General features: G+C 42.8%; 25 protein-coding genes. 9 read left to right on the top strand and 16 right to left on the bottom strand.

Translation table 11 applies throughout. The annotated features are described in order from the left end of the window. The first annotated feature begins 37 nt into the window (after nucleotides 1-37). On the top strand, nucleotides 38-955 hold the full coding sequence (gene nlpI / locus EL244_RS16265) for a lipoprotein NlpI (protein ID WP_006814500.1): 918 nt from the start codon (nucleotides 38-40) through the stop codon (nucleotides 953-955). Between the two features lie 168 nt (nucleotides 956-1,123). Beyond that, nucleotides 1,124-3,106: a DEAD/DEAH family ATP-dependent RNA helicase gene (locus EL244_RS16260; RefSeq protein WP_126462317.1), complete on the top strand. Its 1,983-nt coding sequence runs from the start codon at nucleotides 1,124-1,126 to the stop codon at nucleotides 3,104-3,106. Nucleotides 3,107-3,181: 75 nt separating this feature from the next. Here EL244_RS16260 and btsR read toward each other — a convergent pair whose 3' ends face one another. Beyond that, entirely contained in the window at nucleotides 3,182-3,898 is a 717-nt protein-coding gene (gene btsR, locus EL244_RS16255; protein WP_126462314.1) for a two-component system response regulator BtsR, read from the bottom strand. A 17-nt stretch (nucleotides 3,899-3,915) separates the two neighbouring features. Beyond that, nucleotides 3,916-5,598 (bottom strand): sensor histidine kinase, encoded by a 1,683-nt coding sequence (locus EL244_RS16250; protein ID WP_126462312.1) that lies wholly within the window; start codon nucleotides 5,596-5,598, stop codon nucleotides 3,916-3,918. A gap of 668 nt (nucleotides 5,599-6,266) precedes the next feature. On the opposite strand from EL244_RS16250, the gene EL244_RS16245 reads away from it, so the two are divergent. Genes EL244_RS16245 through EL244_RS16235 form a run of 3 tightly spaced genes read left to right on the top strand, consistent with a single transcriptional unit; the run spans nucleotide 6,267 to nucleotide 9,555 of the window. Further along, the gene (locus EL244_RS16245) at nucleotides 6,267-7,238 is read left to right on the top strand and encodes an HlyD family secretion protein (protein ID WP_126462310.1); all 972 of its coding nucleotides are present in this window, start codon (nucleotides 6,267-6,269) and stop codon (nucleotides 7,236-7,238) included. A gap of 11 nt (nucleotides 7,239-7,249) precedes the next feature. Further along, nucleotides 7,250-8,395, top strand: a complete 1,146-nt coding sequence (locus tag EL244_RS16240) for an ABC transporter permease (protein ID WP_006814494.1) — start codon at nucleotides 7,250-7,252, stop codon at nucleotides 8,393-8,395. Continuing rightward, nucleotides 8,395-9,555, top strand: a complete 1,161-nt coding sequence (locus EL244_RS16235; protein ID WP_126462900.1) for an ABC transporter permease — start codon at nucleotides 8,395-8,397, stop codon at nucleotides 9,553-9,555. Before EL244_RS16240 ends, EL244_RS16235 begins: the two co-directional genes overlap by 1 nt. Nucleotides 9,556-9,621: 66 nt before the next feature. Here EL244_RS16235 and EL244_RS16230 read toward each other — a convergent pair whose 3' ends face one another. The 8 genes from EL244_RS16230 to ubiU form a co-directional block, all read right to left on the bottom strand. Further along, nucleotides 9,622-10,101, bottom strand: a complete 480-nt coding sequence (locus tag EL244_RS16230) for a hypothetical protein (protein WP_223844732.1) — start codon at nucleotides 10,099-10,101, stop codon at nucleotides 9,622-9,624. 283 nt (nucleotides 10,102-10,384) lie between these two features. After that, on the bottom strand, nucleotides 10,385-11,062 hold the full coding sequence (locus tag EL244_RS16225) for an Imm52 family immunity protein (protein ID WP_126462307.1): 678 nt from the start codon (nucleotides 11,060-11,062) through the stop codon (nucleotides 10,385-10,387). Between the two features lie 13 nt (nucleotides 11,063-11,075). Further along, the gene (locus tag EL244_RS16220) at nucleotides 11,076-11,843 is read right to left on the bottom strand and encodes a Tox-REase-5 domain-containing protein (protein ID WP_126462304.1); all 768 of its coding nucleotides are present in this window, start codon (nucleotides 11,841-11,843) and stop codon (nucleotides 11,076-11,078) included. Between the two features lies 1 nt (nucleotide 11,844). Then, complete coding sequence (locus EL244_RS16215; protein ID WP_126462301.1) at nucleotides 11,845-12,183, bottom strand: hypothetical protein; 339 nt, start codon at nucleotides 12,181-12,183, stop codon at nucleotides 11,845-11,847. Next, nucleotides 12,173-12,673: a DUF4123 domain-containing protein gene (locus tag EL244_RS16210; protein WP_126462298.1), complete on the bottom strand. Its 501-nt coding sequence runs from the start codon at nucleotides 12,671-12,673 to the stop codon at nucleotides 12,173-12,175. Before EL244_RS16210 ends, EL244_RS16215 begins: the two co-directional genes overlap by 11 nt. Before the next feature lie 6 nt (nucleotides 12,674-12,679). Further along, entirely contained in the window at nucleotides 12,680-13,078 is a 399-nt protein-coding gene (locus tag EL244_RS16205; protein ID WP_126462295.1) for a PAAR domain-containing protein, read from the bottom strand. Between the two features lie 261 nt (nucleotides 13,079-13,339). Next, nucleotides 13,340-14,215, bottom strand: coding sequence for a U32 family peptidase (locus EL244_RS16200; protein ID WP_126462293.1), 876 nt, complete (start codon nucleotides 14,213-14,215; stop codon nucleotides 13,340-13,342). 16 nt (nucleotides 14,216-14,231) lie between these two features. Next, complete coding sequence (gene ubiU, locus EL244_RS16195; RefSeq protein ID WP_126462290.1) at nucleotides 14,232-15,227, bottom strand: ubiquinone anaerobic biosynthesis protein UbiU; 996 nt, start codon at nucleotides 15,225-15,227, stop codon at nucleotides 14,232-14,234. Between the two features lie 379 nt (nucleotides 15,228-15,606). Between ubiU and ubiT the strand changes: the two genes are divergently transcribed. Together ubiT and EL244_RS16185 are read left to right on the top strand one after the other, a co-directional pair. Further along, complete coding sequence (ubiT, locus tag EL244_RS16190; protein ID WP_115164756.1) at nucleotides 15,607-16,131, top strand: ubiquinone anaerobic biosynthesis accessory factor UbiT; 525 nt, start codon at nucleotides 15,607-15,609, stop codon at nucleotides 16,129-16,131. Then, complete coding sequence (locus EL244_RS16185) at nucleotides 16,125-16,628, top strand: GNAT family N-acetyltransferase (RefSeq protein WP_006814483.1); 504 nt, start codon at nucleotides 16,125-16,127, stop codon at nucleotides 16,626-16,628. The genes ubiT and EL244_RS16185 overlap by 7 nt, the downstream gene beginning before the upstream one ends. Here EL244_RS16185 and EL244_RS16180 read toward each other — a convergent pair. After that, the gene (locus tag EL244_RS16180; RefSeq protein ID WP_126462287.1) at nucleotides 16,601-16,909 is read right to left on the bottom strand and encodes a GIY-YIG nuclease family protein; all 309 of its coding nucleotides are present in this window, start codon (nucleotides 16,907-16,909) and stop codon (nucleotides 16,601-16,603) included. The genes EL244_RS16185 and EL244_RS16180 overlap by 28 nt on opposite strands. Nucleotides 16,910-17,206: 297 nt before the next feature. On the opposite strand from EL244_RS16180, the gene EL244_RS16175 reads away from it, so the two are divergent. Then, a complete protein-coding gene (locus EL244_RS16175; protein WP_039854843.1) occupies nucleotides 17,207-17,458 on the top strand; it encodes a YdgH/BhsA/McbA family protein in 252 nt (83 codons plus the stop codon). A gap of 311 nt (nucleotides 17,459-17,769) precedes the next feature. Further along, nucleotides 17,770-18,207: a YhbP family protein gene (locus EL244_RS16170; RefSeq protein ID WP_126462284.1), complete on the top strand. Its 438-nt coding sequence runs from the start codon at nucleotides 17,770-17,772 to the stop codon at nucleotides 18,205-18,207. Here EL244_RS16170 and nrdG read toward each other — a convergent pair. The 5 genes from nrdG to pyrB form a co-directional block, all read right to left on the bottom strand. Continuing rightward, nucleotides 18,204-18,668 (bottom strand): anaerobic ribonucleoside-triphosphate reductase-activating protein, encoded by a 465-nt coding sequence (nrdG, locus tag EL244_RS16165; protein ID WP_115164754.1) that lies wholly within the window; start codon nucleotides 18,666-18,668, stop codon nucleotides 18,204-18,206. The two genes, EL244_RS16170 and nrdG, sit on opposite strands and share 4 nt — an antisense overlap. Nucleotides 18,669-18,672: 4 nt before the next feature. Further along, nucleotides 18,673-20,811, bottom strand: coding sequence for an anaerobic ribonucleoside-triphosphate reductase (nrdD, locus tag EL244_RS16160; protein ID WP_112837445.1), 2,139 nt, complete (start codon nucleotides 20,809-20,811; stop codon nucleotides 18,673-18,675). A gap of 328 nt (nucleotides 20,812-21,139) precedes the next feature. After that, nucleotides 21,140-21,526 (bottom strand): 2-iminobutanoate/2-iminopropanoate deaminase, encoded by a 387-nt coding sequence (gene ridA, locus EL244_RS16155; protein ID WP_006814476.1) that lies wholly within the window; start codon nucleotides 21,524-21,526, stop codon nucleotides 21,140-21,142. Between the two features lie 94 nt (nucleotides 21,527-21,620). Next, nucleotides 21,621-22,085, bottom strand: a complete 465-nt coding sequence (pyrI, locus tag EL244_RS16150) for an aspartate carbamoyltransferase regulatory subunit (RefSeq protein WP_006814475.1) — start codon at nucleotides 22,083-22,085, stop codon at nucleotides 21,621-21,623. Nucleotides 22,086-22,095: 10 nt separating this feature from the next. Further along, nucleotides 22,096-23,031, bottom strand: coding sequence for an aspartate carbamoyltransferase (gene pyrB, locus EL244_RS16145; protein WP_006814474.1), 936 nt, complete (start codon nucleotides 23,029-23,031; stop codon nucleotides 22,096-22,098). Nucleotides 23,032-23,185: the final 154 nt, after the last annotated feature.

Raw genomic sequence — 23,185 nt, 5'->3', positions numbered from 1 at the left:
CTAAATTTGCTGAACAGTGGTAATGTAAGGGCGTTGTATGCAGAACTGTATAAGTTTTCGTTTTTTCGATAGTCGCACCTTAGTTCGTGTGCTATCTGCGCTTATCTTTTTTATTATTATTGGATGTAGTAATAAAGATTGGCGTAAAAACGAGGTTTTTGCAGTACCTTTGCAGCCTTCATTACAACAAGAAGTGATATTGGCTCGTATGGAACAAATCCTTGCGAGCCGATCTTTAACCGATGATGAGTACGCGCAGCTTTTATATGAGCGCGGAGTACTGTATGATAGTCTCGGTTTAAGGGCGTTGGCGCGGAATGATTTTTCAACTGCGTTGTCCATACGTCCTGATATTCCTGAAATTTTTAACTTTTTAGGGATATACTTTACGCAGGCTGGCAACTATGATGCCGCCTATGAAGCGTTTGATTCTGTTTTAGAGCTTGATCCAACTTACAATTTCGCGCGGATGAATCGTGGCATCTCTTTATATTACGGTGGACGATACAAACTAGCGCAGGATGATCTGCTGGCGTATTATCAGATAGATCCAAATGATCCCTTTCGAACTCTGTGGCTTTATCTCGTCGAGAAAGACATAGACCCGCGTATGGCGCAAGATAATCTTGCAGCCCGTTACGACCAAGCGGAGAAAGGGCAATGGGGCTGGAATATCGTAGAATTCTATCTTGGCAACATCAATGAAACGACATTGATGGAGCGCTTGAAAGAGACATCTACGGATAACACTTCGCTCGCTGAGCATCTCAGTGAAACTAACTTCTATTTAGGTAAACATTACCTAAGTCTGGGGGATAAGGATAGCGCAACAGCGTTATTCAAACTGACGGTGGCAAACAACGCCCACAGCTTTGTTGAACACCGCTATGCATTGTTGGAATTGGCGCTGTTAGGCCAAGAACAAGACGACCTATTAGAATCGGGCCAGCAATAGCTGACGAACATTTCTCTATTAATTCTTGAGCCTTCATCCTGATGGATGACGGCCTATTTGTTCGTTTAATAACACAATTTGAGCCAGTTCACATTTTAATGAAAATGACGGAAATGATTTTCTCACCGTTATGTAAACTGGCCGCCATTAAGTATGAGGCACCTTTACATGACGACTGAGACTGAAATGTCTTTTGCTGATCTAGGTTTATCAGCATCTATTTTGAACGCACTAAGCGACCTGGGATATGAAAAACCATCACCAATTCAGCAACAATGTATCCCATTGTTACTGAATGGTAATGATGTATTAGGTATGGCACAAACTGGTAGTGGTAAAACCGCTGCATTTGGTTTGCCATTACTGCATAACATCGATCCAGATTTAAAAGCGCCACAAATTTTAGTACTGGCACCGACACGCGAGTTAGCGGTGCAAGTTGCTGAAGCATTGAGCGATTTTTCTAAACACATGAACCGTGTCAACGTGGTTGCCTTATACGGCGGTCAGCGTTATGACGTTCAACTTCGTGCATTACGCCAAGGTCCACAAGTTGTTGTGGGTACACCGGGTCGTCTTCTTGACCACCTGAAACGCGGTACTTTAGATCTTTCTAAATTGAAAGGCTTAGTATTAGACGAAGCTGATGAAATGCTGCGTATGGGCTTCATTGATGATGTTGAAAACATCATGAGCCAAATTCCAGCACAACACCAAACTGCTCTGTTCTCGGCAACAATGCCAGAACCAATCCGTCGTATTACTCGTCGCTTTATGAAAGATCCTAAAGAGATCCGCATTCAGTCGAGCATTACTACACGTCCAGATATCGCTCAAAGCTACTGGACTGTTAGCGGAATGCGCAAAAATGAAGCGTTAGTTCGTTTCTTAGAGTCAGAAGATTTTGATGCGGCGATTATTTTCGTTCGTACTAAAAACGCAACTTTAGAAGTTGCTGAAGCACTTGAGCGTAATGGCTATAACAGTGCTGCATTAAACGGTGATATGAACCAAGCACTGCGTGAGCAAACATTAGAGCGCTTAAAAAATGGTCGTTTAGACATTTTAATCGCTACTGACGTTGCTGCTCGTGGTTTGGACGTTGAACGTATTAGCTTAGTTGTTAACTACGATATCCCAATGGATGCAGAATCTTATGTTCACCGTATCGGTCGTACTGGCCGTGCGGGTCGTGCAGGTCGTGCTTTACTGTTCGTTGAGAACCGTGAGCGTCGTTTACTGCGCAACGTTGAACGTACGATGAAACTGACTATCCCTGAAGTTGACCTGCCAAATGCTGAGCTGTTAAGCCAGCGTCGTCAGGCTCAATTTGCTGCGAAAGTTCAGCAACAATTAGAAAGTAGCGATTTAGATCTATACCGTTCACTGTTGGCGAAAGTATCTCCATCTGAAGATGTTGATATGGAAACTTTAGCAGCGGCACTGTTGAAAATGGCACAGGGTGAACGCGCTCTGATCCTGCCACCAGATGCACCTCGCCGTCCTCGTCGTGAATTCAACGACCGTGATGACCGTCGTGACGACCGTCGTGGTGATGACCGTCGCCGTGACCGTAATAACAGCAATGGTTTTGACCGCGCTGAGCGTGGTGAAAGCTCTGCTCGCCGTGAACGTCGTGATGTTGGTGATATGGAAACATACCGTATCGAAGTGGGTCGCGATGATGGTGTTGAAGTTCGTCACATCGTTGGTGCGATTGCTAACGAAGCGGATATCAGCAGCCGTTATATTGGTAATATCAAGTTGTTTGGTTCTCACTCAACGATTGAATTACCAAAAGGCATGCCAAGCGAAGTGTTAACTCACTTAAGCCGTGCGCGTGTACTGAACAAACCAATGCAAATGCAACTGATCGGTGATGCTCAACCATTTGAGCGTCGTGGCGGTGGCGAACGTCGTGGTGGCCCACGTCGTGAAGGCGGTAGCGAAGGTGGTTTCGGTGCAGGTCGTCGTAATGATCGTGGCGGTGAGCGTGATGGTCGTCGTGGCGGCGGAGACCGTCGTGGTTCTTCAAACCGTGATGGTGGCGCTAACCGTGATGGTGCAAATCGTGACCGTACTGGTTCAGCACCTCGTCAAGATGGCAACAACGCAGCACCTCGTCGTCGTAGCAGCAGCCACAATGCATAATTACTTTTAATTAAGTAGTAATATCTAATAAAAAACCACCGCTTAGGTGGTTTTTTTATATCTATAAACAGAACATTAAATCAAGCCTAGCTCTTCTTTCAATGGCTTCAAATAGCGACGGCTGACGGGAATATGTTCTCCTGAACCCAGCACAAGCTCTGCTTGCCCACTATCACCAAATAAAATCTCACTGAGCTGGGTCATATTCACTAGGTATTGTCGGTGGCAGCGAACTAACGGCGTGCGCATTTCTAATGTGCGTAATGTTAATTCTGTGAAGCTCTCTTGCCCTTGGATGCTCTTTACATAGACGCCGCTCATTCGCGAAGTCACATACTGGACCTCATCCAATTTCATGAGATAAATGCGGCTGTGTCCGGTGCAAGGAATAAATTTCAATGGCTCGTGATTATCGAGCAGCTCAAGATTTTGTTTCTGTGCGCCTTGGCGTAGACGGTTTAACGTTTTATTGAAACGTTCTGATTCTAATGGTTTGAGTAAATAGTCAAAAGCGTGTTCTTCGAAAGCTTGAACTGCAAATTCATTAAATGCGGTCAGAAAAACAATATGCGGGCGTATTTCAGGATCTAACATACGCACCATTTCTAGCCCAGTAAGTCGTGGCATTTGAATATCCAGAAATACCACATCAGGCTTTTTTTTGTGGATAAGCCCAATCGCCTCGATAGCATTGGCGCATTCGCCAATAATTTCGATATCGTCATGTTCCTCAAGTAAGCAGCGCACATTTTCACGCGCTAGGGGTTCATCATCAACGATTAATACATTCATAGAATTAAAGCCATTTATTATGTCGTGGTGTAAGGTAAACGTAATTTCACTCGGGTGAACTTCTCTGGTTCACACTCCACACTGATACCATATTTTTCGCCATATTTAAGACGTAAACGTCTATCAACTAGCCCCATGCCTAAGCCATCAGATTGTGCTCTGGGCTGATAGAGACCGGCATTATCTTCGATTTCAATGTAGACATGCTCGCAGCGTATATAGCTACGGATTGTAATATATCCGGTACTTAATAACTGTGAGGTACCGTGTTTTATTGCGTTCTCGACTATCGGTTGTAGACTGAATGCGGGAAGTTCCACATGCCTGACTTCATCTGGAATATCCAAATGAATTTGTAAATTCTCTTGAAAGCGGGCTTTCTCAATTTGCAGGTAAGCATTGATGTGCTCAATTTCTTCACCCAGTGTGGCATTTTGCTCTGGCCGTTTTAGGTTATTGCGGAAGAAAGTTGAAATATATTGCACCAATTGTCCCGCCTGTTGGCTATCTTTGCGGATCACGGCTTGGAGAGTATTGAGCACATTAAACAGAAAGTGTGGATTCACCTGTGCATGAAGTAATTTTACTTCCGATTGTAGTAAGGATTGCTTATTACGTTCATATTGCCCAGCAAGGATCTGCGCTGAAAATAAGCTAGCAATTCCTTCTCCAAGAGTGCGGTTTATCGAGCTAAATAAACTGTTTTTGGCTTGATAAAGTTTGATGGTACCAATCACTTGTTGGTTTTCGCCTTGGAGCGGGATTACCAGAGCAGAACCGAGTTTACAAGACGCACTGAGGGTACATTTGTACGGGGTTTCATTACCATCAGCATACACGACTTCATTATTATCAATCGCCCGCCGTGATTGTTCGGAGGATATAGGTGTGCCCGGTATATGGTGATCCGCACCTAAGCCAATAAAGGCGAGTATTTTCTCTCTATCAGTGATTGCTACAGCTCCAATTTCCAACTCTTGATAGATAATTTTTGCCACTTTCATACTGTTATCTACATTGAAACCTTTACGTAAAATTCCGTCAGTACAAAGGGCAATCTTTAAGGCTTGAGCAGAGAAAGCCGTAGTGTATTTCTCAACGATGGCGCGTCTATCCAGCAATATTCGAATAAACATCGCGGCCCCAATGGTATTGGCGATAATCATTGGAGCAGCAATATTTTTGACTAATTCATAAGCTTCGTCGAAAGGGCGGGCGATTAATAGAATAATCAGCATCTGAATAATTTCAGCGACAAAGGTGACGCAGCTAGCGGTCACGGGGTTAAAAATTTTATTAATTTCCCCGCGTTTCATATAGTAACGATGAACTAATCCACCAATGAGTCCCTCGGCAATCGTCGAAACCATGCAGCTGGTGGCAGTCATTCCTCCCAATGAATAACGATGCAATCCCCCAGTAAATCCAACAGCAACCCCGACAGCAGGTCCACCTAATAAGCCCCCAAGTACAGAGCCAATGGCACGAGTATTGGCAATAGAATCATTGATATGCAGACCAAAGTACGTCCCCATAATGCAGAATACGGAGAAAATCAGATAACACATGACTTTATGGGGAAGGCGGATCGTTACTTTTAGTAAGGGGATGACCAGCGGGGTTTTACTCAGTGCCCATGCGATCACGAGATATACGCACATTTGTTGTAGGAGTAATAAGATTAAATCAAATTCGTACATCTTAATGTCCGTCATACTTCGAGTTGTAGGGGTGTTGACTGCGCTCAGCTGCTCTAGTCACATACTTTTGTATGCTCCTAGAGACATCTTCTCTTGCCGCCTACCTACAATTCGAATTATTTAGGACATTGGTGCAATGAATGCACAATGTTGCAAGTTTCGAGTTGTAGGGGTGTTGGCTGCGCTCAACTGCTTTAGTCACATACTTTTGTATGTTCCTAGAGATATCTTCTCTTGTCGCCTACCCATAATGCGAACTATTTAGAGCGAGGCTCGTCATATTTCGCATTATGGGGGTTTGGCTACGTTCAGCTCCTCTAGTCACATACTTTTGTATGTTCCTAGAGATATCTTCTCTTGTCGCCTACCCACAATGCGAACTATTTAGAGCATGGCTCATGATATTTTGCGCTATGGGGGTGTTGGCTATGCTCAGTGGATTTAGCCATATACTTTTGGGGGATATTGTATCTTATTGGGCTGGTTAAGTAATCGTCATTTAATAATTAGCAAAACATCATTATTTGACATAAAATACAAATAGCCGCAGTATAAAAAAATGATCCCAGATCCGTGATCTTACGCACGAATTTCTTAACGCTCGTTTCTATTTATTGTCATAATAAAAAAGTAGTTTCCCCCGTTATTACTCAAGGCTCACATATATAATGAAAAAAAGAACCATAATATTGATCTTGCTGATGCTGATCTTAATCGCTGCTGCGGCACTTTTTCATTCCCATAATCAATTTTTATTATTGCAAGGGGAAGTGGATGCACCAGAAGTAATTGTGACATCAAAAGCGAAAGGGCGCGTGATTGAACGTCATATTGAACGGGGCGATGACGTTAAAAAAGGGCAGTTGCTGTTAACGTTGGAAAGCCCAGAATTACAAGCGCAATATGCGGCATTAAAAGCCGCCAAAGACCAAGCGCAAGCGCAACTGGACCAATCCTTACATGGAACGCGTGAAGAAACCCTGCGTGACTTACAAGCTTCCCTCGCTCAAGCCAATTCACAATATCAAAATGCTTCCCGAGAGTTTACCCGTCTAAACAATTTATTGGGCAAAGGCTATGTTTCAATAAATGAACTCGATAATGCCCGTAAAGCTAAAGAGGTCGCATTCCAGCAAGTACAAAGTGCAAAAGCGCGTTTGGAAGAGGGAAAAAATGGGGACCGTATCGAGCTGCGCCAACAATATGAAGCGGCGGTGAATCAAGCTCAACAAAAATTAGCTGAGATTCAAGTACAGATTGATGACCTACAGGTTAAAGCTCCTGTGGATGGTGAAGTCGGCCCAATCCCCGCCGAAATTGGTGAACTATTTAATGCTGGTAGTCCATTACTCTCATTGATTAGCCTTCCTCAATCTTACTTTGTTTATAACTTGCGTGAAGACATTCTTGTTGGTGTGAAAAAAGGGAATAAAGTCCAGCTAGTTATCCCTGCATTAGGGGATAAAACGGTTGAAGCGCAAGTGCGTTATATTGCCCCTAAAGGGGATTATGCAACTAAGCGTGCCACCCGAGCGACTGGAGATTTTGACTTAAAAACCTTTGAAGTACGTTTGTACCCACTTGAACCTATCGATGGATTACGACCGGGAATGAGTGTTTTATGGCGTTGGGATAAATAACAGGGGCTGCCATGAAACTTAAATTCGCTTGGCACGGCTTTGAACATGCCTTTAGCCGCGAAACCCAAATGGCAATTCGTAGCCCAGTATTTCACTGGCTGAGTTGGTTATTCCCTTTGATGCTATTCACGTTAGTCAGTGCTAACTTTTCAGAGGGAACGTTGATGGATGTGCCAGTTTCCGTGGTAGATAACAACCATAGCCCCATTTCTCGGCAAATTATTCGTGATCTTGATGCGGGTCCTCATGCGGAAGTTAAAGCCATAGATGGGAACTTGGCAACATCAATTAAGCAGCTGGGTAGTGCTAAGGATTATGCATTGCTGTATATCCCTCATAATTTTGAAGAGGATATATTACGTGGGCGTCAGCCAGAATTACGGATGTACTATAATGCGCTGTTTTATGCATCAGGCAGCTATGCGATCCAAGACTTTAGCGGGATGGTGGCTGAACTGAATGCCAAATATCGTCAAGACATGGCAAAATCCATGGGGCATACTTTACCGCCTTTGGCGCAAGTCACGTTATCCTACGACAGCTTATTTAACCCAAGTGGTAGCTATATTTATTACCAACAATTCGCTGCGACGATCCATATGTTGCAATTGTTTGTGGTGACAGCCACGATTTATACCATGTCTCGTGGGACAATCTTACAGAGCGTGAAACCGTTTTCTATGGCATTGCTCGGGAAAATGGCGCCTTATACCTTATTCTTTACCACACTATTAATTGTTGAGTTGGCCGCATTGGTGACGCTTTTTGACGCGAAAGTGGTGGGGAATCCTATATACATGGTGCTGGTGGGCTTTTTCTATGTCATAGCGGCTCAGAGTATTGGCTTATTGCTGTTTAGTTTTACCTCGAGCGCCATCATGGCATACAGCTTGATAGGTATGCTGGTCAGTATCGCCTTAGCATTTTCTGGGATGGCAGTACCTGAGTTATCGATGATTTTACCCGCACGGATTATTTCGAACATTGAGCCACTCACTCATACCTTAAACGCGATGTTTGACATCTTCCTACGTGAAATCTCATTTGAGCGGATCGTAGAAGTCTGTCTGTTCTTATTGATTTACCCAATCATCACGGCAGTTCTGATCCGTAAGCGGTTAGTTAAACGCATTGAGATCCAAGGGAGTATCGTATGATGGCGGTCTATTTTGCGACCTTCAAAAAGGTACTACTGGGCATGCTGGAGAAACCGATGTGGCTATTGCTGATCGTTTCCCTGTGTATTATGAGTTTGGTGTATGCCCGCCCAATTCTGTGGGATCTACCCGTTGCAGTTATCGATATGGATCATTCAGCGGCAAGCCGTGAGTTAATTCGTGATTTGGATGCGACACCAAAAGTCCAGCTTCATAGCTACGACAATTTAGCTCAAGCGCGTCAGGATATGATCGCGAGGCAGCTATTTGCAATTGTGATCATTCCAATGGATTTTCAGAAGCATTTACTCAGTGGGAAAAATATTACCGTACCCGTCTATGGGGATGCGACAAACCGACTTGCCAGTGGACAAATTCAGCAAGAGCTTTCCAAAGCTTATCAAACTTTATTGAATGCCTATAATACACAGCTATTGGAAAAATCAGGTTTTAGTGCGGAACAGGCCAAAGTCATTATTGCACCTGTCCGCAGTGAAACTGAGCCACTTTATAACCCCGGAATTAGCTTCGCTGCGATTATTTTTCCTGGTTTATTAGTGATGCTTTTACAGCACTCCTTATTGATTGCCTGCGTGCGAGTCAGTATTGCTATCCGTTCAACACCGAAAGGTAAGCCCCCGTTAGCGGTATATTTAGGCGCATTATCGGCGCTGATCCCTATTTGGTTATTTTTATCCACGGTATTTTTTGCGCTATGGCCATGGATACTGGGCTATCGCCAAGAAGCGCCTTTGTACCAAATTTGGATGCTGACATTTCCTTTCCTGCTGGCGGTGATTGGGCTAGGAAAATTAGTGACAGAATGTTTGCGTAGTGTCGAAATGATCTACTTAACGTTAGCGTTTATTACGACTCCGGTGTTCTATATGTCCGGTACGATTTGGCCGTTACAAGCGATGCCTGATTGGGTTCGAATGATTGCCTCGTCGTTACCATCAACATGGGCGACTAATGCGATGGCAGGGATCAACCAGATGGGGCTGCCTTTTAATGATATCCTAATGGATATTGTGATGATGCTGATCCTCGGGGTGATTTATTCATTTATTGGGGTATTTATCGGCATGTTACGGGATGGTGAGTTGCGTAAAATCAGCCATGCACTCCATCGCTGGCGGAAGCATTTTCATCAATCATAAATGATAAAGAGGTTGGCATTGCCAGCCTCTTTGAACGCTAATATTGCTGTTGCAGTTCACTCTGCATTACTCTGGAATACCGAGGCTTAATGTACATTCAGCTTGCGTTGAAACAGAAAAAGTTCGTCCATTAGCATTGGTTATCCCAGGGTACACCTCGTCATTACAATCATTAAATATCAGATAGTTAATGGAAGAAATAGGTAAGTTATTTTCATCAGTGACCAGAAAGCTGAGGTTGTAATCGTGGCCGCCGACTTGAGAATTAATATTGCCATTCAATTTTGTTGCCAGCCCCGCCACGACAATCTCGCCAGTTTTATTATCGGCATTTAATTTCCCAACAACATTATTGTCAGTGCCCGGAACAAGATGCGCATTTTCGGGTACAGAAATCACTTTTTTATCTTTAAATACCAGTCGATAGTAGCCCGAATCGGAGTAGCCTACATCGGGATTATTTTCGAGATCGGCTTTGGTGTACTCAAGAGATGTTGAACATCCGGCTAACAATAACGTCATAAGGGTCAGAGAGCGTTTTATCACGGATATTTCCTTATTGATTTTAAGAGGATGCCTCTAATCTACAGGAAATAATTCACTCTCAAATTGGCTAACTCAGCCTCTGTTTATAGGGTATTCAGGTTATAGGGTGAAATTTGAGCGGGTGATAACAAGAAGGATGAGATAAAGATATTGAATTAATTAAGCTGCCGCTCATTGAGCAGCAGCATTTTTCAAATACTGAACACCGTCAACTTTCCAGCGTCAATCCCGCAATATTACGCCAGTAGCCATTACAGCTTTGGTCGGGGAGCTTGTCCACATTCTAACTGTATATTTCCCGTATCAACGGTAATAACCCCAATGCGGTTAATTGGATTTCGATTTCATTGGCTTTTTTGATGTCGTCTTTATTTGAACCATCAAACACATGGTCGGTACTGATAATTAACGTGCCTTTATTTTTGTCATTATCAATATGAATAAGCTGAGCTGCCATGGGGACTTGTTGTTGCGTTATTTTTTTATTTAAATAAAGCATCCAACCAACGGGGAGTCTGTCAGGGAAAACATTCTTATCATTATACCAATAACCATTAATGTCTATTTGCATACACACTATCTTATAATTACTAATATAGTAATTTAATGTTTCAATTATTGCTATTTTATTGGGTAAATGAATATCACGAATTGTAAAATCTAAGCTGTATATCTGCCCTGAACCAGTGTATTTAATGCTTAACGATTTATTTTTGTTTGCCCATATTGTCTCCATACAATCAAAATATGGAATCGTTTTCAATAAATCAGTGGGTGTGTATTGGTTAAAGGCTTTCTTTTGTAATGCTTCTTCAAGAGTATCTCCTGTTAAATACCATGAGTCTTCCTTTTCATGTGTAATAGACTCACATATTAAAATCATATGACTAAAAATATCAATTAAAGATGGAATTGACATTTCTTCATGTAGCTCGATATCTAAACTGATTGATAAATTCATAACTACCTCAAAATTAAGGTGAATAATGTGTTCGTATCTGTGATAATTTCTTTAAAAATTTATTACAAAAGCCATACATTTTTTTATGCGAAAAATGCCAGTCAATAAATGATATTTTTTGAAACTGACTAGTACATAACCAATTTTGGTCTGTAGCTTGTTTAAGTATTTTTTTATCTTCCCCCATAAATATATTTGGCTCGCCTTGGCTATTAAAGAAAAAATCATAATTATCTTTAGTTTCAATAAAGTTACATTCACTGGGCTTCCAGCCGTCAAACTCCACTAAAGGATTTTTGGTTCTGGTTGGTACGGGAAGTGTGCACTTCCATTCATCAATGTATCTCATTTGCCCTGCGGGGGTATCGACTGTTCTGATTTGTGTATTACAAATTCTTGCCTGATAAGCATAAGCATTGGGAGTGCGTGTATTGGTAATATCATTTTGATGAGGAACAATATAAGGAATGGCAGGGCAATCTTCACACCCTTTATTTGCTTCAATTGCAGCAACACCAACGGATGCCCCAGCTGTAGCGCCTACCGCGGCACCTTGACGACTTCCACGTTTACCTGCAACGTCTTCATCACCAAGCTCGCCACCTATCGCTATACTTTCATACTCACGTATTTTATCACCGTAACTTGTGTTATCTCCCCACTCATCATCTCCACTACCTGATGAAGAGGGAAAACCGATTTTTGAGGCTTCATGGGTCACTGCGGCTAGGCCGCCCAGCGTCATTAATCCCGCTCCTGCAACTATTAATGGAATTGGCATATTAAGTTCTCCATTCAATCAATTTCATGGCTATCCGTAAAAAGTCTTGATACTGCTGCTCAGGATTTCGATCTTTTTCCTCGAGCATGGCTCTTATTTCTGGTTTTAAATAAAAATACGGTTCGCAAGCTTCATAAAGCAGAAAAGAACGAATCAAAGGTTCACTGGTAAAACCAAGAGATAACACATACTGAAAAGCTGATTTTAATCGACTGTTTAATGTATCAACGGATTGTAATTTGTCGGGATAATGTTGATAAAAATCAGCACTCACTTGAGTCACGTAATCACTCTGTTCAATATTTTGAATTTTGGTTAATTGTTCTTCGCTAAACTGCATTTAATCGCCCTCCTTGTAATGCATAAAATTGCCCTTCAAAGCGGTAATACCATGCAATAAGAGGCATCGTTATCTCATTAAATTGTTCAAGAGTGAGAACTTGGGGCATATTGTGGGTTACGCGGGGATCATAAAACCGAAATAAGGCGGTTTTGCCATCAGGCAAACTGACATTAAGCCGCTCAGAGAAATGGATAGCTAGTTTATCAATCGGAGAATCACTGACTAGCCATGACAAGGAGGGTGATTTGGCTTCCAACTGTATTAAATCTGCCAGTAAATGATGTCGTTGGGTCACATCAATCAACCACGGCCCAGCCCATGCTATTTCTGTATCTGAAGGTTGCTTAAACAGTGGGCTTGCTGTTCCATAATTATTTTGAAGCGCTTCATCAAAGTAGCGTTCATACTGTAGTCCGCAAATCAGACAATAATGTTTGGCATCAGGGTAACGCTCAAAATAGTTAAAAATAGGATGCTGATTATTCATTGAGCATTATCCTTCTCTCACGACTAACATTTGCCCAGACTCAGCCGCTTTCATTAAGCAACTAATGCAAATTTTATTGGTGATAGCCGGAGGGAAAATTGATGTAGATTCCATGCTAGCTGAGCGGCTTTCATCGCTATAGCAATCTTGAATTGAATGAATAAACCTGGCATGACAAGGGCATGAACTTATACTTTCGAGTGTGCCCGCTACTTTTCGTCCGTCATCCCAAACGCTGTTACAGCCCCCAATAATATAAAATCGTCCAGAATGCTCGCCGCAACTGACCATATCGCCTTCACGAGCACCAGCAACACCATACCATTGCATGGTATTGTCTCCCGTTAATATTTGTCCTCCGCAGGTTGTTTTATCACCCACTCGTAAAAAATATCCAACTGCCATTATTTGTCTCCCATCCATGAATAAACTTCGCTACCATTCTTTTACACTTAAGTTAAATTTACAATTAAAAATTTATGTTTAACTTAATTAATAGGACTAATCACAAATAATTACGTAAAACTAGGCTAGTTAAATATTGGGAGAGCGTTGCGAGGTGAATAAAATCGTGGTTTTTAGATAAGGTGATGTAGTGACCAATATAGGGAGCTATATTGAAAATTTAACGATAAAGGCTCTATTCAGAACCTTTATTGATAATCCTTAATTTTCCAGCGTCAATCCCGCAATATTACGCCAGTAGCCATTACAGCTTTGGTCGGGGATATGCAGGGGAGCTTGTCCTAGCTCATTGGCTTTAAATTGGGAAATCACATCGAGGGAGTCGAGGCTTTCTGGGGTAATACGCACGATATCCACTAAGTCTTGCATTGAAGACAAATCATTCCCTAGGTTATAGCAGTAGCCACTCAGCGTTTGAATACCATTCAGCGTGAAGACTTGCTGATGTTCTTGAGAAAGCACTTTGCGCCCTTGAGGATAATTAATGCAGCAGGTTTCACACTCATCTTTTTGGCGGTTTTCAGAACGGGCGGTAAAACAGCGCGCGGAATAAGCAAGAGGCAGATGACCGTAACTGAATACTTCCACTTCAAATTTCTCACGGATACCGAGCTCATCACACTGATTCAACAGATTGGCCAGCCAATCACGGGATAACTCAACTGGCATACACCAGCGGATCATACCTTGGCGCAACAAAATATTCAGGGACGGTGCGTTATAGCAGTTTAGCCCGTGTCCTGCCACAAAGGGGAGCTTACGCTCAACTAACATATTGATCACCCCAAAATCGTGGGCTTCAATTAAAAAATCCCCGTTGTCGACTAATTTACTGATCTCTTTCAGTTCAGAGGGCGCTTGTAAAAGTGCCAGCGTGCTGAGAACGATCTGTTTTCCACTTCCGGCTAATTGGCGAGCTGTGTCAATCCAATCGTTGGGCTTCATTTCTCGGCGCTTACTGCACACGGTTTCTCCGAGATAGATAATATCGGCTTGGCTGCTAGCGGCACGTTGATAAAAATCTTGTAAGCTCTCCGTGTCCCAGTAATAGAGCACGGAGCCTAATGCATATTTCATAATAGTTAACCTTAAATTACTGCCACTTGCGATGATATGCGCCGAGGGTGGTCTGGCTGCCTTCGGATAAATCGCCAAGTGCTTTTAGCCATCGAGGGTCGGTCACAAAGCCTTCTGGATTTGCCTTATAACGGTTAATAGCTTGTCGCCAAATTTTGGTCACTTGAGTGACATAGGCAGGGCTACGTTGGCGACCTTCAATTTTTACTGAGGCAATATTCGCACTCATTAACTCCGGCAGTAATTCAATTGTATTGAGGCTGGTGGGCTCTTCAAGGACATGGTATTTCTGTTCATCCACCAAATAGCGCCCTTTACATAATGTCGGATATCCTGCATTTTCATTCTTTTTATAGGTATCAATTAGGACATCATTCAGGCGGGATTCCATACCATTTTCAGTGTGTTGCCAACGTACAAAACGAGCTGGAGAACAAGCGCCTACGGTATTTGGTGACTCTCCCGTTAAGTACGATGACAGATAACATCGTCCTTCAGCCATAATGCACAAGCTACCAAAAGCGAAGACTTCCAATGGAACAGGGCTGGTTTTCGCGAGCTGTTTAACTTGATGAATTGACAATACGCGGGGCAAAACCACGCGATGTACTTGAAAGTTACGTTCATAAAAACGAATAGCTTCGGTATTGGTGGCAGAAGCTTGCACAGAAACATGCCTTTCAATGTGAGGGTATTTATTAGCGGCATACTCTAACATCGCAATATCGGCGAGGATCAGTGCATCAGCCCCTAAATCTGCCGCTAGATCGACGGAATTTTGCCAACGTTGAAAGCCATCTGGATGCGCAAATGTATTAATTGCAATATGCAATTTGCGTTTACGCTGATGGATATACCGCTCAGCTTCATGCAGATTTTTTTCCGTGAAATTCAATCCTGCAAAATGACGTGCGTTAGTGTCATTTTTGAGACCGATATATACCGCATCGGCGCCGTTATCCACCGCAGCCTTTAACGCAGGTAAATTCCCCGCAGGGCAGAGTAATTCCATTAACGTTATCTCTGTATAAAATTTAACAGTTGGTCATTCTAGACAACGTCGTTAGGGGGTGTTTTGATTTAGCGCAGAGTAAGCAGGTTTTGGGGGACGCGAGATGACTATTTCGTGACTATTATTAAAGTGTGACAATTATTGGAAATAAAGATTAGCGTGTTGGATAAAAATTGATATAGGATCAGTCCAATCGAACTATTTTTTGGCAATATACGTCCATATATTCAATAATCGAGATATATCTCTGTATATCTTTGGATCGATACATCAATACTACCCATCGTAATTCAAATAATGGGTATGAAACTTGCCCCGAGCCGCTACTTAACGGGTAGCTACGCGAAACGGACAGATAATTGATACGGGAGTCAGCACAGTGTTTGGTAAAATTCGTTCTCAGCTTATCACTCAAGGCCCTTCATTACTGAAGTTTCCTTTGAAAGTGACCCCATTTGTCGTACAGCGTCAAGTACTCGAACAGCTATTAAGCTGGCAGTTTCATGAATCAGTCAAAGAGGGTGAACTCGACTTTCTAGAATCAAAATGGTTAAAAGTTGAAATCAACGATCTTGAGCTCGTTTGGTTTATCAGCTTACAAGAAGGTCAGCTGGTGGTACAAAAACATGCTGAGCCGGATGTGAGCGTCAGCGCTAATGCGAATGACTTAATTTTGATTGCGGCCCGCAAAGAAGACCCAGATACGTTGTTCTTCCAACGTCGGTTAGTGATCGAAGGGGACACTGAATTAGGTCTCTATGTGAAAAACCTAATGGATGCGTTTGAATTAGAAAATATGCCAGCGCCTCTTCGTTTTGCCTTGATGCAATTGGCTGAGGTAATTAAAAACGTCCAAGACAATGAGGACGCAGAACACAAAACGTCTGCGTTAACATCATGCTAATACGCGTTGAAATTCCAGTCGATGCCATGGGGATCGACCGACTATTACGTGAAACTTTCCCGACTGAAGGGGAAGCGGATTTAGTGCAGCATCTACGTGAAGATGGTTTATTAACGCTGGGTGTTGTCGCCACTAACGATGACGGCGAAGTGATCGGCTATGTTGGGTTTACGCCGGTGGATGTTAACGGTGAAGATGTCCAATGGGTGGGTCTAGCGCCATTAGCAGTTAAAAAAGAGTACCAAAGCCAAGGTATTGCCGAAAAATTAGTTTATGAAGGTTTAGATAGCCTGAATGAATTTGGTTATGGCGCTGTTGTTGTATTAGGTGATGAAGGCTATTACAGCCGTTTTGGTTTTGAACCTGCTACAAATCATGGTTTAAGTTGCCAGTGGCCGACGTTACAAAAGCATTTTTTAGTCTGTGGATTAGAAAATGGCGCGATCAACGAGCATAAAGGTGAAGTGGCTTATTCATCGCATTTTGATAACGTATAAGTTTTTAAGTACTTCAATAGTTCACTAGGCTGGTCAATGACCAGCCTTTCTTTTGTCTTTTTATTCAGCTGCTTAACGCGATATTCTAGCTTGGATGCTTCTGAGCGAGTTCCTACCAAGCAGTGAAAAACTAACTCTAAAGGTCCTTTTCCTTTCAATGATTTTGCACCTTTCCCCTGTCCATGCTCTAAAAATCGGCGTTGAACATCCGTAGAAATTCCGCAATACAATGCATTATTGCTTTGTCGAATCAAATAAAGATACCAATTGTGCTGTTCCATCGTTTTTTCTTAGGGATAAATTTGTCTTTCTGTGCTGATTTGTAAGGAAAAATATTTTATAGCAACGAATATTCTCGTGGATAAGAAAGTTTATAACACATTAAATTATAAATAAAAATTGATATAAAACAGTCACAAATTTGTAACCTCAACCTATCTTATTGTTCAAATAAATTGAATGACTATAGCAAAATTAGCTAATTTTCATCTGAGATTAAAGCGCATAGTATGACCCACATCACAGGGAAACATGAAAAACCCCTGTTAATGTTTAAACATACAATGAGGAAGTTAACCATGAATAAATCAACATTATTTGCTGCTGTTTTAGCTTTAAGTGCCGTTTCATTTGGAACAATGGCTGCTGAAGAAGTTAAACAAGCTGATGGTCAAGCTGCGGGTTATGTGACTGTAAATGGTGCTGCTGGTGTGAGTGACTTGACTGCACAATTGGCCAAAAAAGCTGATGAAGCTGGCGCGAAATCTTTCCGCGTAATCGCCGCGAGTGGTGAGAATGAGATGCAAGGTACAGCAGCCATCTATAAATAATTTTACTCGTCATACTTCGAGCCGCAGCGTTGTTGGCTGCGTTCACTCCCACTAGTCACATACTAGTGTATGCTCCTAGTGACTCGTTCGCTTGCCGCCTAGCTGCAACTCGAATTATTTAGAGTAAAAAATCACAATGATTAGAGTAAAAGCCTTGAATTTATGAGATTAAAAATCTAATTATTCAGGGAAATGCTAGAAAGATTTAGCGTATAGTAGTGCGAACTAAGTACAGATAACGTTCAGAACCGCTTAAGCACGCTCAGCCATCTTGATGAGCGTGTTCTGAACGGTCTAACAGGACATTCGCGATGACACCAGAAAATACGCTACAACATATTCGGCGCTATATTGCTCGCCAACACGTTTTTTCCCTTTTTACCTCCCATCAAAACGATATGTGGTCTGCCAGCTGTTACTATGCTTTTGATCGCCCAAATATGCGTTTGATCTTGATGACCTCCCCAGACTCTCAACATGGTCAGCTAATGCTGGCAAATCCTCACGTTGCAGGGACTATCACTGCGCAAACTAAGCAAGTCAGTAAGATTCAAGGTATTCAATTTATCGGTGAAATTAGTCAGCTTGAAGGGAGCGAAGATTCTGCGATGAGGGCGTTTTATTGCCAACGTTTTCCTGTGGCATTAGAAGCGAAGCTGCCAATGTGGCAGCTCCAGTTACAGACAATCAAAATGGTGGATAACACATTAGGTTTTGGTACCAAATTACATTGGCCTCGGGAAGCCTAGCGCAGTTTGTGGATCACCTGATTCGAACTCCCACGCCATAACAGCGCAGGGTCATACAGGTCTTGCTCAAATTTTCCATCAATCAGGGTATTAATCAAACTGACCACTTTTTGTTGTTCCAGAGAAAGTTCATTGAAGGTATAGCCAGTCCACAGCCAGATATCCTTATCTGGGCAGACCGCTTTCACTCGCTTCACTAACTTTAATACTGCTGGCAGATTCGCGGGATGGAGTGGATCACCGCCAGAGAGCGAAAGCCCTTGGCGACGAATACGCGTATCCTGCAAATCTTGGATAATTTTATCTTCCATCTCTTGGGTAAACGGAACCCCTGAATCCACTCGCCACGTACTTTGGTTATAGCATCCGCGGCATTGGTGGACACAGCCCGCAACAAACAGTGTGCAGCGAGTACCGGGTCCATTCACCACATCTACAGGATAATATTGATGATAATTCATAGTATTAGCCTAGTTGACCATTACCCAAGTGCTTAACTCGTCGCTTCACTTCTTCTTGCTTTCCGGCATTAAACGGTCGAGCATCTGGGCTACCTAAATAGCCACAAACCCGGCGGATCACTGAAACGCGGTTGGTATCGTGATTACCACAAGCTGGGCAAGTAAAGCCTTTACTGGTACAGGAAAATTCCCCTGAAAATCCACAGTCATAACACTCATCAATCGGAGTATTGGTGCCATAATAGGGCACATGTTGATAGCTATAATCCCAAACATCTTCGAGCGCTTTGATATTATGCTGTAAGTTTGGATACTCTCCATAGCAGATAAAGCCACCGCTAGCGATAGCGGGGTATGGCTGCTCAAAATCAATTTTATCGTAAGGATTGACCTGTTTTTCCACATCTAAATGGAAGCTATTGGTGTAATAACCTTTATCGGTTACCCCGTCGATAACACCGAATTCCGCAGTATCTAAACGACAAAAACGGTCACAGAGATTTTCACTTGGCGTACTGTAGAGGCTGAAACCGTAACCGGTTTGTGCTTTCCACTCATCGGTGGCTTGGCGCAGACGATTGACAATGGCGACGGCTTTTTCGCGTAGCTGCTCATTATCATAAACATGAGTTTCTGTGCCAAACAGAGCATTAATGGTTTCATGTAATCCAATGTAACCTAAAGAGATTGAAGCTCGGCCATTTTTGAAAATCTCCGCCACACTGTCATCTGCTTTTAAGCGAACGCCACAGGCGCCTTCCATATACAGAATTGGGGCAACGCGTGCTTTAACGTTTTCTAAGCGGGCAATTCGCGTCATTAAGGCTTTTTTCGCGATAGCTAAACGTTCATCGAGTAGGGCCCAGAATGCGTCTTCATTACCTTGAGCTTCAATGGCAATGCGCGGCAAGTTCAGGCTGATAACCCCAAGGTTGTTACGACCATCGTGGATCTGTTTGCCATCTTCTTCATAAACGCCCAAGAAACTGCGGCAGCCCATTGGGGTTTTAAATGAACCGGTGACATCAACCACACGATCATAGTTAAGGATATCAGGATACATGCGTTTGCTGGCGCACTCTAAAGCTAACTGTTTGATATCGTAATTAGGATCTGTAGGCTTATGATTTAATCCATCTTTGATGGCGAAAACCAGTTTAGGGAAAACGGCAGTTTTGCGATTTTTACCCAAGCCTGCAATACGGTTTTTCAAAATGGATTCTTGGATCATACGTGCTTCTTTCGAGGTACCTAGACCGAATCCAAAGGTGACAAATGGGGTTTGCCCATTGGCGGTATGCAGCGTATTGACCTCATACTCTAGGGATTGGAATGCATCGTAGCACTCTTTTTCCGTGCGATTTTTCGCATAAGCTTCAGCATCAGAAATTCCCCACTCTTTAGCGACTTTTAGATGCTTTTCATAGCTGATAGCAACATAGGGTGCCAAAATTTCATCAATACGGTTGATGGTGGTACCGCCATAAATATGGCTCGCCACTTGTGCGATAATTTGTGCGGTGACAGCCGTTGCGGTAGAAATTGATTTTGGACGTTCAATTTCTGCATTTCCCATTTTAAAGCCATTGGTTAACATGCCATCAAGATCAATCAGCATACAGTTAAACATTGGGAAAAATGGCGCATAGTCGAGATCATGATAGTGAATTTCACCACGTTCATGGGCAAGTACCACATCACGCGGCAAAATATGCTGTTTAGCATAATGTTTGGCAACGATCCCAGCGAGTAAGTCACGCTGAGTTGGGATCACTTTGCTGTCTTTATTGGCATTTTCATTGAGTAGGGATAGATTACTTTGCTCAATGAGACCACGGATATCATGGGTGAGCTTACTGCGTTTTTCACGTTCGCTATCTCTATCATGGCGGTATTCAATGTAAGCCCGAGCGAGATCTTTATACGGACCTGACATTAGCTGATCTTCGACAGCATCTTGAATTTCGGCGATATCGACGGTTTCACGACAACAAAGTTGCTCGGCGACGGTCGTGGCAACGTGATGACAATAATCATCATCTTTAACATCTACAGCTGCCGCAGCGCGTCGTACAGCTTCTTGAATGCGCGGGAGATCAAAGTTGACCTGGCAACCATCTCTTTTTATAACCACCGTTTTCACTGTCTTACTCCTTGTTAAATCCCTCACAGGACCGAGGATAATATCCATTATCGTTATTCAGTATGGGGCAAACCTGTGAAGGAAATGTGAATTTTTACTATATATAGTGCCTAACGATGTAATTAAAGCACAATATGTAGGATATTGCCTTTTTTTAGCTGACGATAGTTTGATTTAAAACAAGGAAAAAAATAATTTGTATGAATTTCAAATGGGCAGAGAAGAAAGAAAAAATAGGTGGAGAAAATGAGAGAAAATAAAAAAAACTCCCCTTTGATCTGATAGGCATCAGAGGGGAGTTATTTAAGAGATGATAAAAAGGCGATAACTATTTACGTACTGCAATAGCTTCGATTTCAATTTTTACATCTTTTGGTAGGCGAGCGACTTCAACACAAGAACGCGCTGGGAATGGCGCATTGTGTTGCTTGAAGAACTCTTCATAAGTTGCGTTGACGGTAGCGAAGTCATTTAAATCTTTCACAAAAACGGTCGTTTTTACGATATTAGCAACGCCCAGACCTGCTTTTTCTAAAATCGCTTTTACGTTTGCCAGTGACTGACGAGTCTGTGCCGCGATATCTTCTGGCACATTCCCAGTTTTTGGATCAACAGGAATTTGACCAGAGGTCATCACCATGCTGCCTAAATCGACGCCTTGAACATAAGGACCAATAGCTGCTGGTGCATTTTCGGTGTTGATTTCGTATGACATAATTTCTCCGTTTATCACGTAAAAAAGGTGGATTAGACGCTATTATAGACTCGGAACGACATCCATATAAAGACGCAGTCTACGCTTAAATAGTCTACTGATTATTGATCACGGCGTCTCTATCGAACTCTTTCTCACAGAATTTACAGGCTAATGCCACATTATTTTCACGTTTTTTTATACGAAAGCTGCTGGCAACGGGCTCATTATGACTGATGCAGTTGCTGTTTGGGCACACCAACACATTATCAATTTGTTCAGGCAGTTTGAGGTCTAATTTTTCCACCACTTGATAATTTTCAATACGATTAACGGTTGCTTCTGGGGCATACATCGCTAGCTGGTTAGCTTGTTCAGGGGTTAAAAAGGTATTTTCAATTTTGATAATGTCTTTCTTGCCCATGTTGCTAGATGGCAGGTTTAATCCAATAGTAATGCGCTCATCGGTTTTTGTTAGTTTAAAGAGTTTCAGCAGTTTGAATCCAACCTGAGCAGGGATATGGTCGATGACAGTGCCGCAACGAATGGCTTCAACTTGTAGTTTATGATCGTGTGTCATGGTGTTCTCCTCAGATTGCTAATTCTTTATTTAAGACCAGAGACAGCAGCGCTTGGCGCGCGTAAATCCCGTTACCTGCTTGCTGGAAATAGTAAGCGTATGGCGTGCTATCCACATCAACAGTGATTTCATCGATACGTGGCAGCGGGTGCAGAACCTTTAAGTTATCTTTCGCACTGTGTAAATCTTGGGCGCGTAAAATAAATTGGGCTTTGACGTTGGCGTACTCGGATGGGTCAAGGCGCTCTTTTTGGACGCGAGTCATATATAGGATGTCGACTTCAGGAATGACATCGTCAACATTGCTATGGGTACTGTATGTCACGCCTTTTTCTTCTAGGATATTCAGGATATGCGCCGGCATCGACAGAACTTCAGGCGAGATAAAGTAGAAGTGATTTCCTTCAAACTTGGACAATGCTTGAGTCAGCGAGTGAACAGTTCTGCCATATTTCAGGTCACCGACCATGGCAATTTTCAGATTTTCTAAGCGGCCTTGGGTTTCTTGGATGGTGAAAAGATCGAGTAGAGTTTGCGTTGGATGCTGATTCGAGCCATCGCCAGCATTGATAATTGGTACCGAACCTGAGAACTGGCTGGCTAAACGAGCGGCGCCTTCTTGTGGGTGGCGCATCACAATCGCATCCACATATTGGCTGATAACCGAAATGGTATCTGCGAGGGTTTCCCCTTTTTTGCCCAGCGAGGTATTGGCACTATCTGAAAAACCCACCACCGAAGCGCCTAAACGATGAATGGCAGTTTCGAAAGAGAGGCGCGTACGGGTTGATGCCTCAAAGAAACAGCTGGCGATAACTTTATGTTTGAGAAACTCAGGCTGTGGCTGCTTTTTTAATGAAGCAGCGACGTTAAGGACTAACTCAAGATCGGTGCGGTCTAAATCGTTAATTGAGATTATGTCGCGGTGATATAAAGGATTCGGCATCGTGGTTCTCCTGTGTCAGCAAGACTTGCTAGTTGGTAGGCCAAAAAAAAGCCCCTCAATGAGGGGCTTTCTTAAGAATAGGGAGGGAAAAAACAGGCTGTCCAGACCACCAGAAGGCAGTGCAGTGGAGGTGTTCTCTGTCAAAAATAGAGCA

Origin of the sequence: Providencia rustigianii, from assembly GCF_900637755.1 — a bacterium.
In the GTDB taxonomy this organism is placed as follows: domain Bacteria; phylum Pseudomonadota; class Gammaproteobacteria; order Enterobacterales; family Enterobacteriaceae; genus Providencia; species Providencia rustigianii.
This window is presented reverse-complemented; position numbering and strand designations above follow the sequence as displayed.

Bases quoted from the DNA above. Each gene is read 5' to 3' on its own strand.
- nlpI (WP_006814500.1), top strand. From the start codon at position 38: ATGCAGAACTGTATAAGTTTTCGTTTTTTCGATAGTCGCACCTTAGTT.
- EL244_RS16260 (WP_126462317.1), top strand. From the start codon at position 1,124: ATGACGACTGAGACTGAAATGTCTTTTGCTGATCTAGGTTTATCAGCA.
- btsR (WP_126462314.1), bottom strand. From the start codon at position 3,898: ATGAATGTATTAATCGTTGATGATGAACCCCTAGCGCGTGAAAATGTG.
- EL244_RS16250 (WP_126462312.1), bottom strand. From the start codon at position 5,598: ATGTACGAATTTGATTTAATCTTATTACTCCTACAACAAATGTGCGTA.
- EL244_RS16245 (WP_126462310.1), top strand. From the start codon at position 6,267: ATGAAAAAAAGAACCATAATATTGATCTTGCTGATGCTGATCTTAATC.
- EL244_RS16240 (WP_006814494.1), top strand. From the start codon at position 7,250: ATGAAACTTAAATTCGCTTGGCACGGCTTTGAACATGCCTTTAGCCGC.
- EL244_RS16235 (WP_126462900.1), top strand. From the start codon at position 8,395: ATGGCGGTCTATTTTGCGACCTTCAAAAAGGTACTACTGGGCATGCTG.
- EL244_RS16225 (WP_126462307.1), bottom strand. From the start codon at position 11,062: ATGAATTTATCAATCAGTTTAGATATCGAGCTACATGAAGAAATGTCA.
- EL244_RS16220 (WP_126462304.1), bottom strand. From the start codon at position 11,843: ATGCCAATTCCATTAATAGTTGCAGGAGCGGGATTAATGACGCTGGGC.
- EL244_RS16215 (WP_126462301.1), bottom strand. From the start codon at position 12,183: ATGCAGTTTAGCGAAGAACAATTAACCAAAATTCAAAATATTGAACAG.
- EL244_RS16210 (WP_126462298.1), bottom strand. From the start codon at position 12,673: ATGAATAATCAGCATCCTATTTTTAACTATTTTGAGCGTTACCCTGAT.
- EL244_RS16205 (WP_126462295.1), bottom strand. From the start codon at position 13,078: ATGGCAGTTGGATATTTTTTACGAGTGGGTGATAAAACAACCTGCGGA.
- EL244_RS16200 (WP_126462293.1), bottom strand. From the start codon at position 14,215: ATGAAATATGCATTAGGCTCCGTGCTCTATTACTGGGACACGGAGAGC.
- ubiU (WP_126462290.1), bottom strand. From the start codon at position 15,227: ATGGAATTACTCTGCCCTGCGGGGAATTTACCTGCGTTAAAGGCTGCG.
- EL244_RS16185 (WP_006814483.1), top strand. From the start codon at position 16,125: ATGCTAATACGCGTTGAAATTCCAGTCGATGCCATGGGGATCGACCGA.
- EL244_RS16180 (WP_126462287.1), bottom strand. From the start codon at position 16,909: ATGGAACAGCACAATTGGTATCTTTATTTGATTCGACAAAGCAATAAT.
- EL244_RS16175 (WP_039854843.1), top strand. From the start codon at position 17,207: ATGAATAAATCAACATTATTTGCTGCTGTTTTAGCTTTAAGTGCCGTT.
- EL244_RS16170 (WP_126462284.1), top strand. From the start codon at position 17,770: ATGACACCAGAAAATACGCTACAACATATTCGGCGCTATATTGCTCGC.
- nrdG (WP_115164754.1), bottom strand. From the start codon at position 18,668: ATGAATTATCATCAATATTATCCTGTAGATGTGGTGAATGGACCCGGT.
- ridA (WP_006814476.1), bottom strand. From the start codon at position 21,526: ATGTCATACGAAATCAACACCGAAAATGCACCAGCAGCTATTGGTCCT.
- pyrI (WP_006814475.1), bottom strand. From the start codon at position 22,085: ATGACACACGATCATAAACTACAAGTTGAAGCCATTCGTTGCGGCACT.
- pyrB (WP_006814474.1), bottom strand. From the start codon at position 23,031: ATGCCGAATCCTTTATATCACCGCGACATAATCTCAATTAACGATTTA.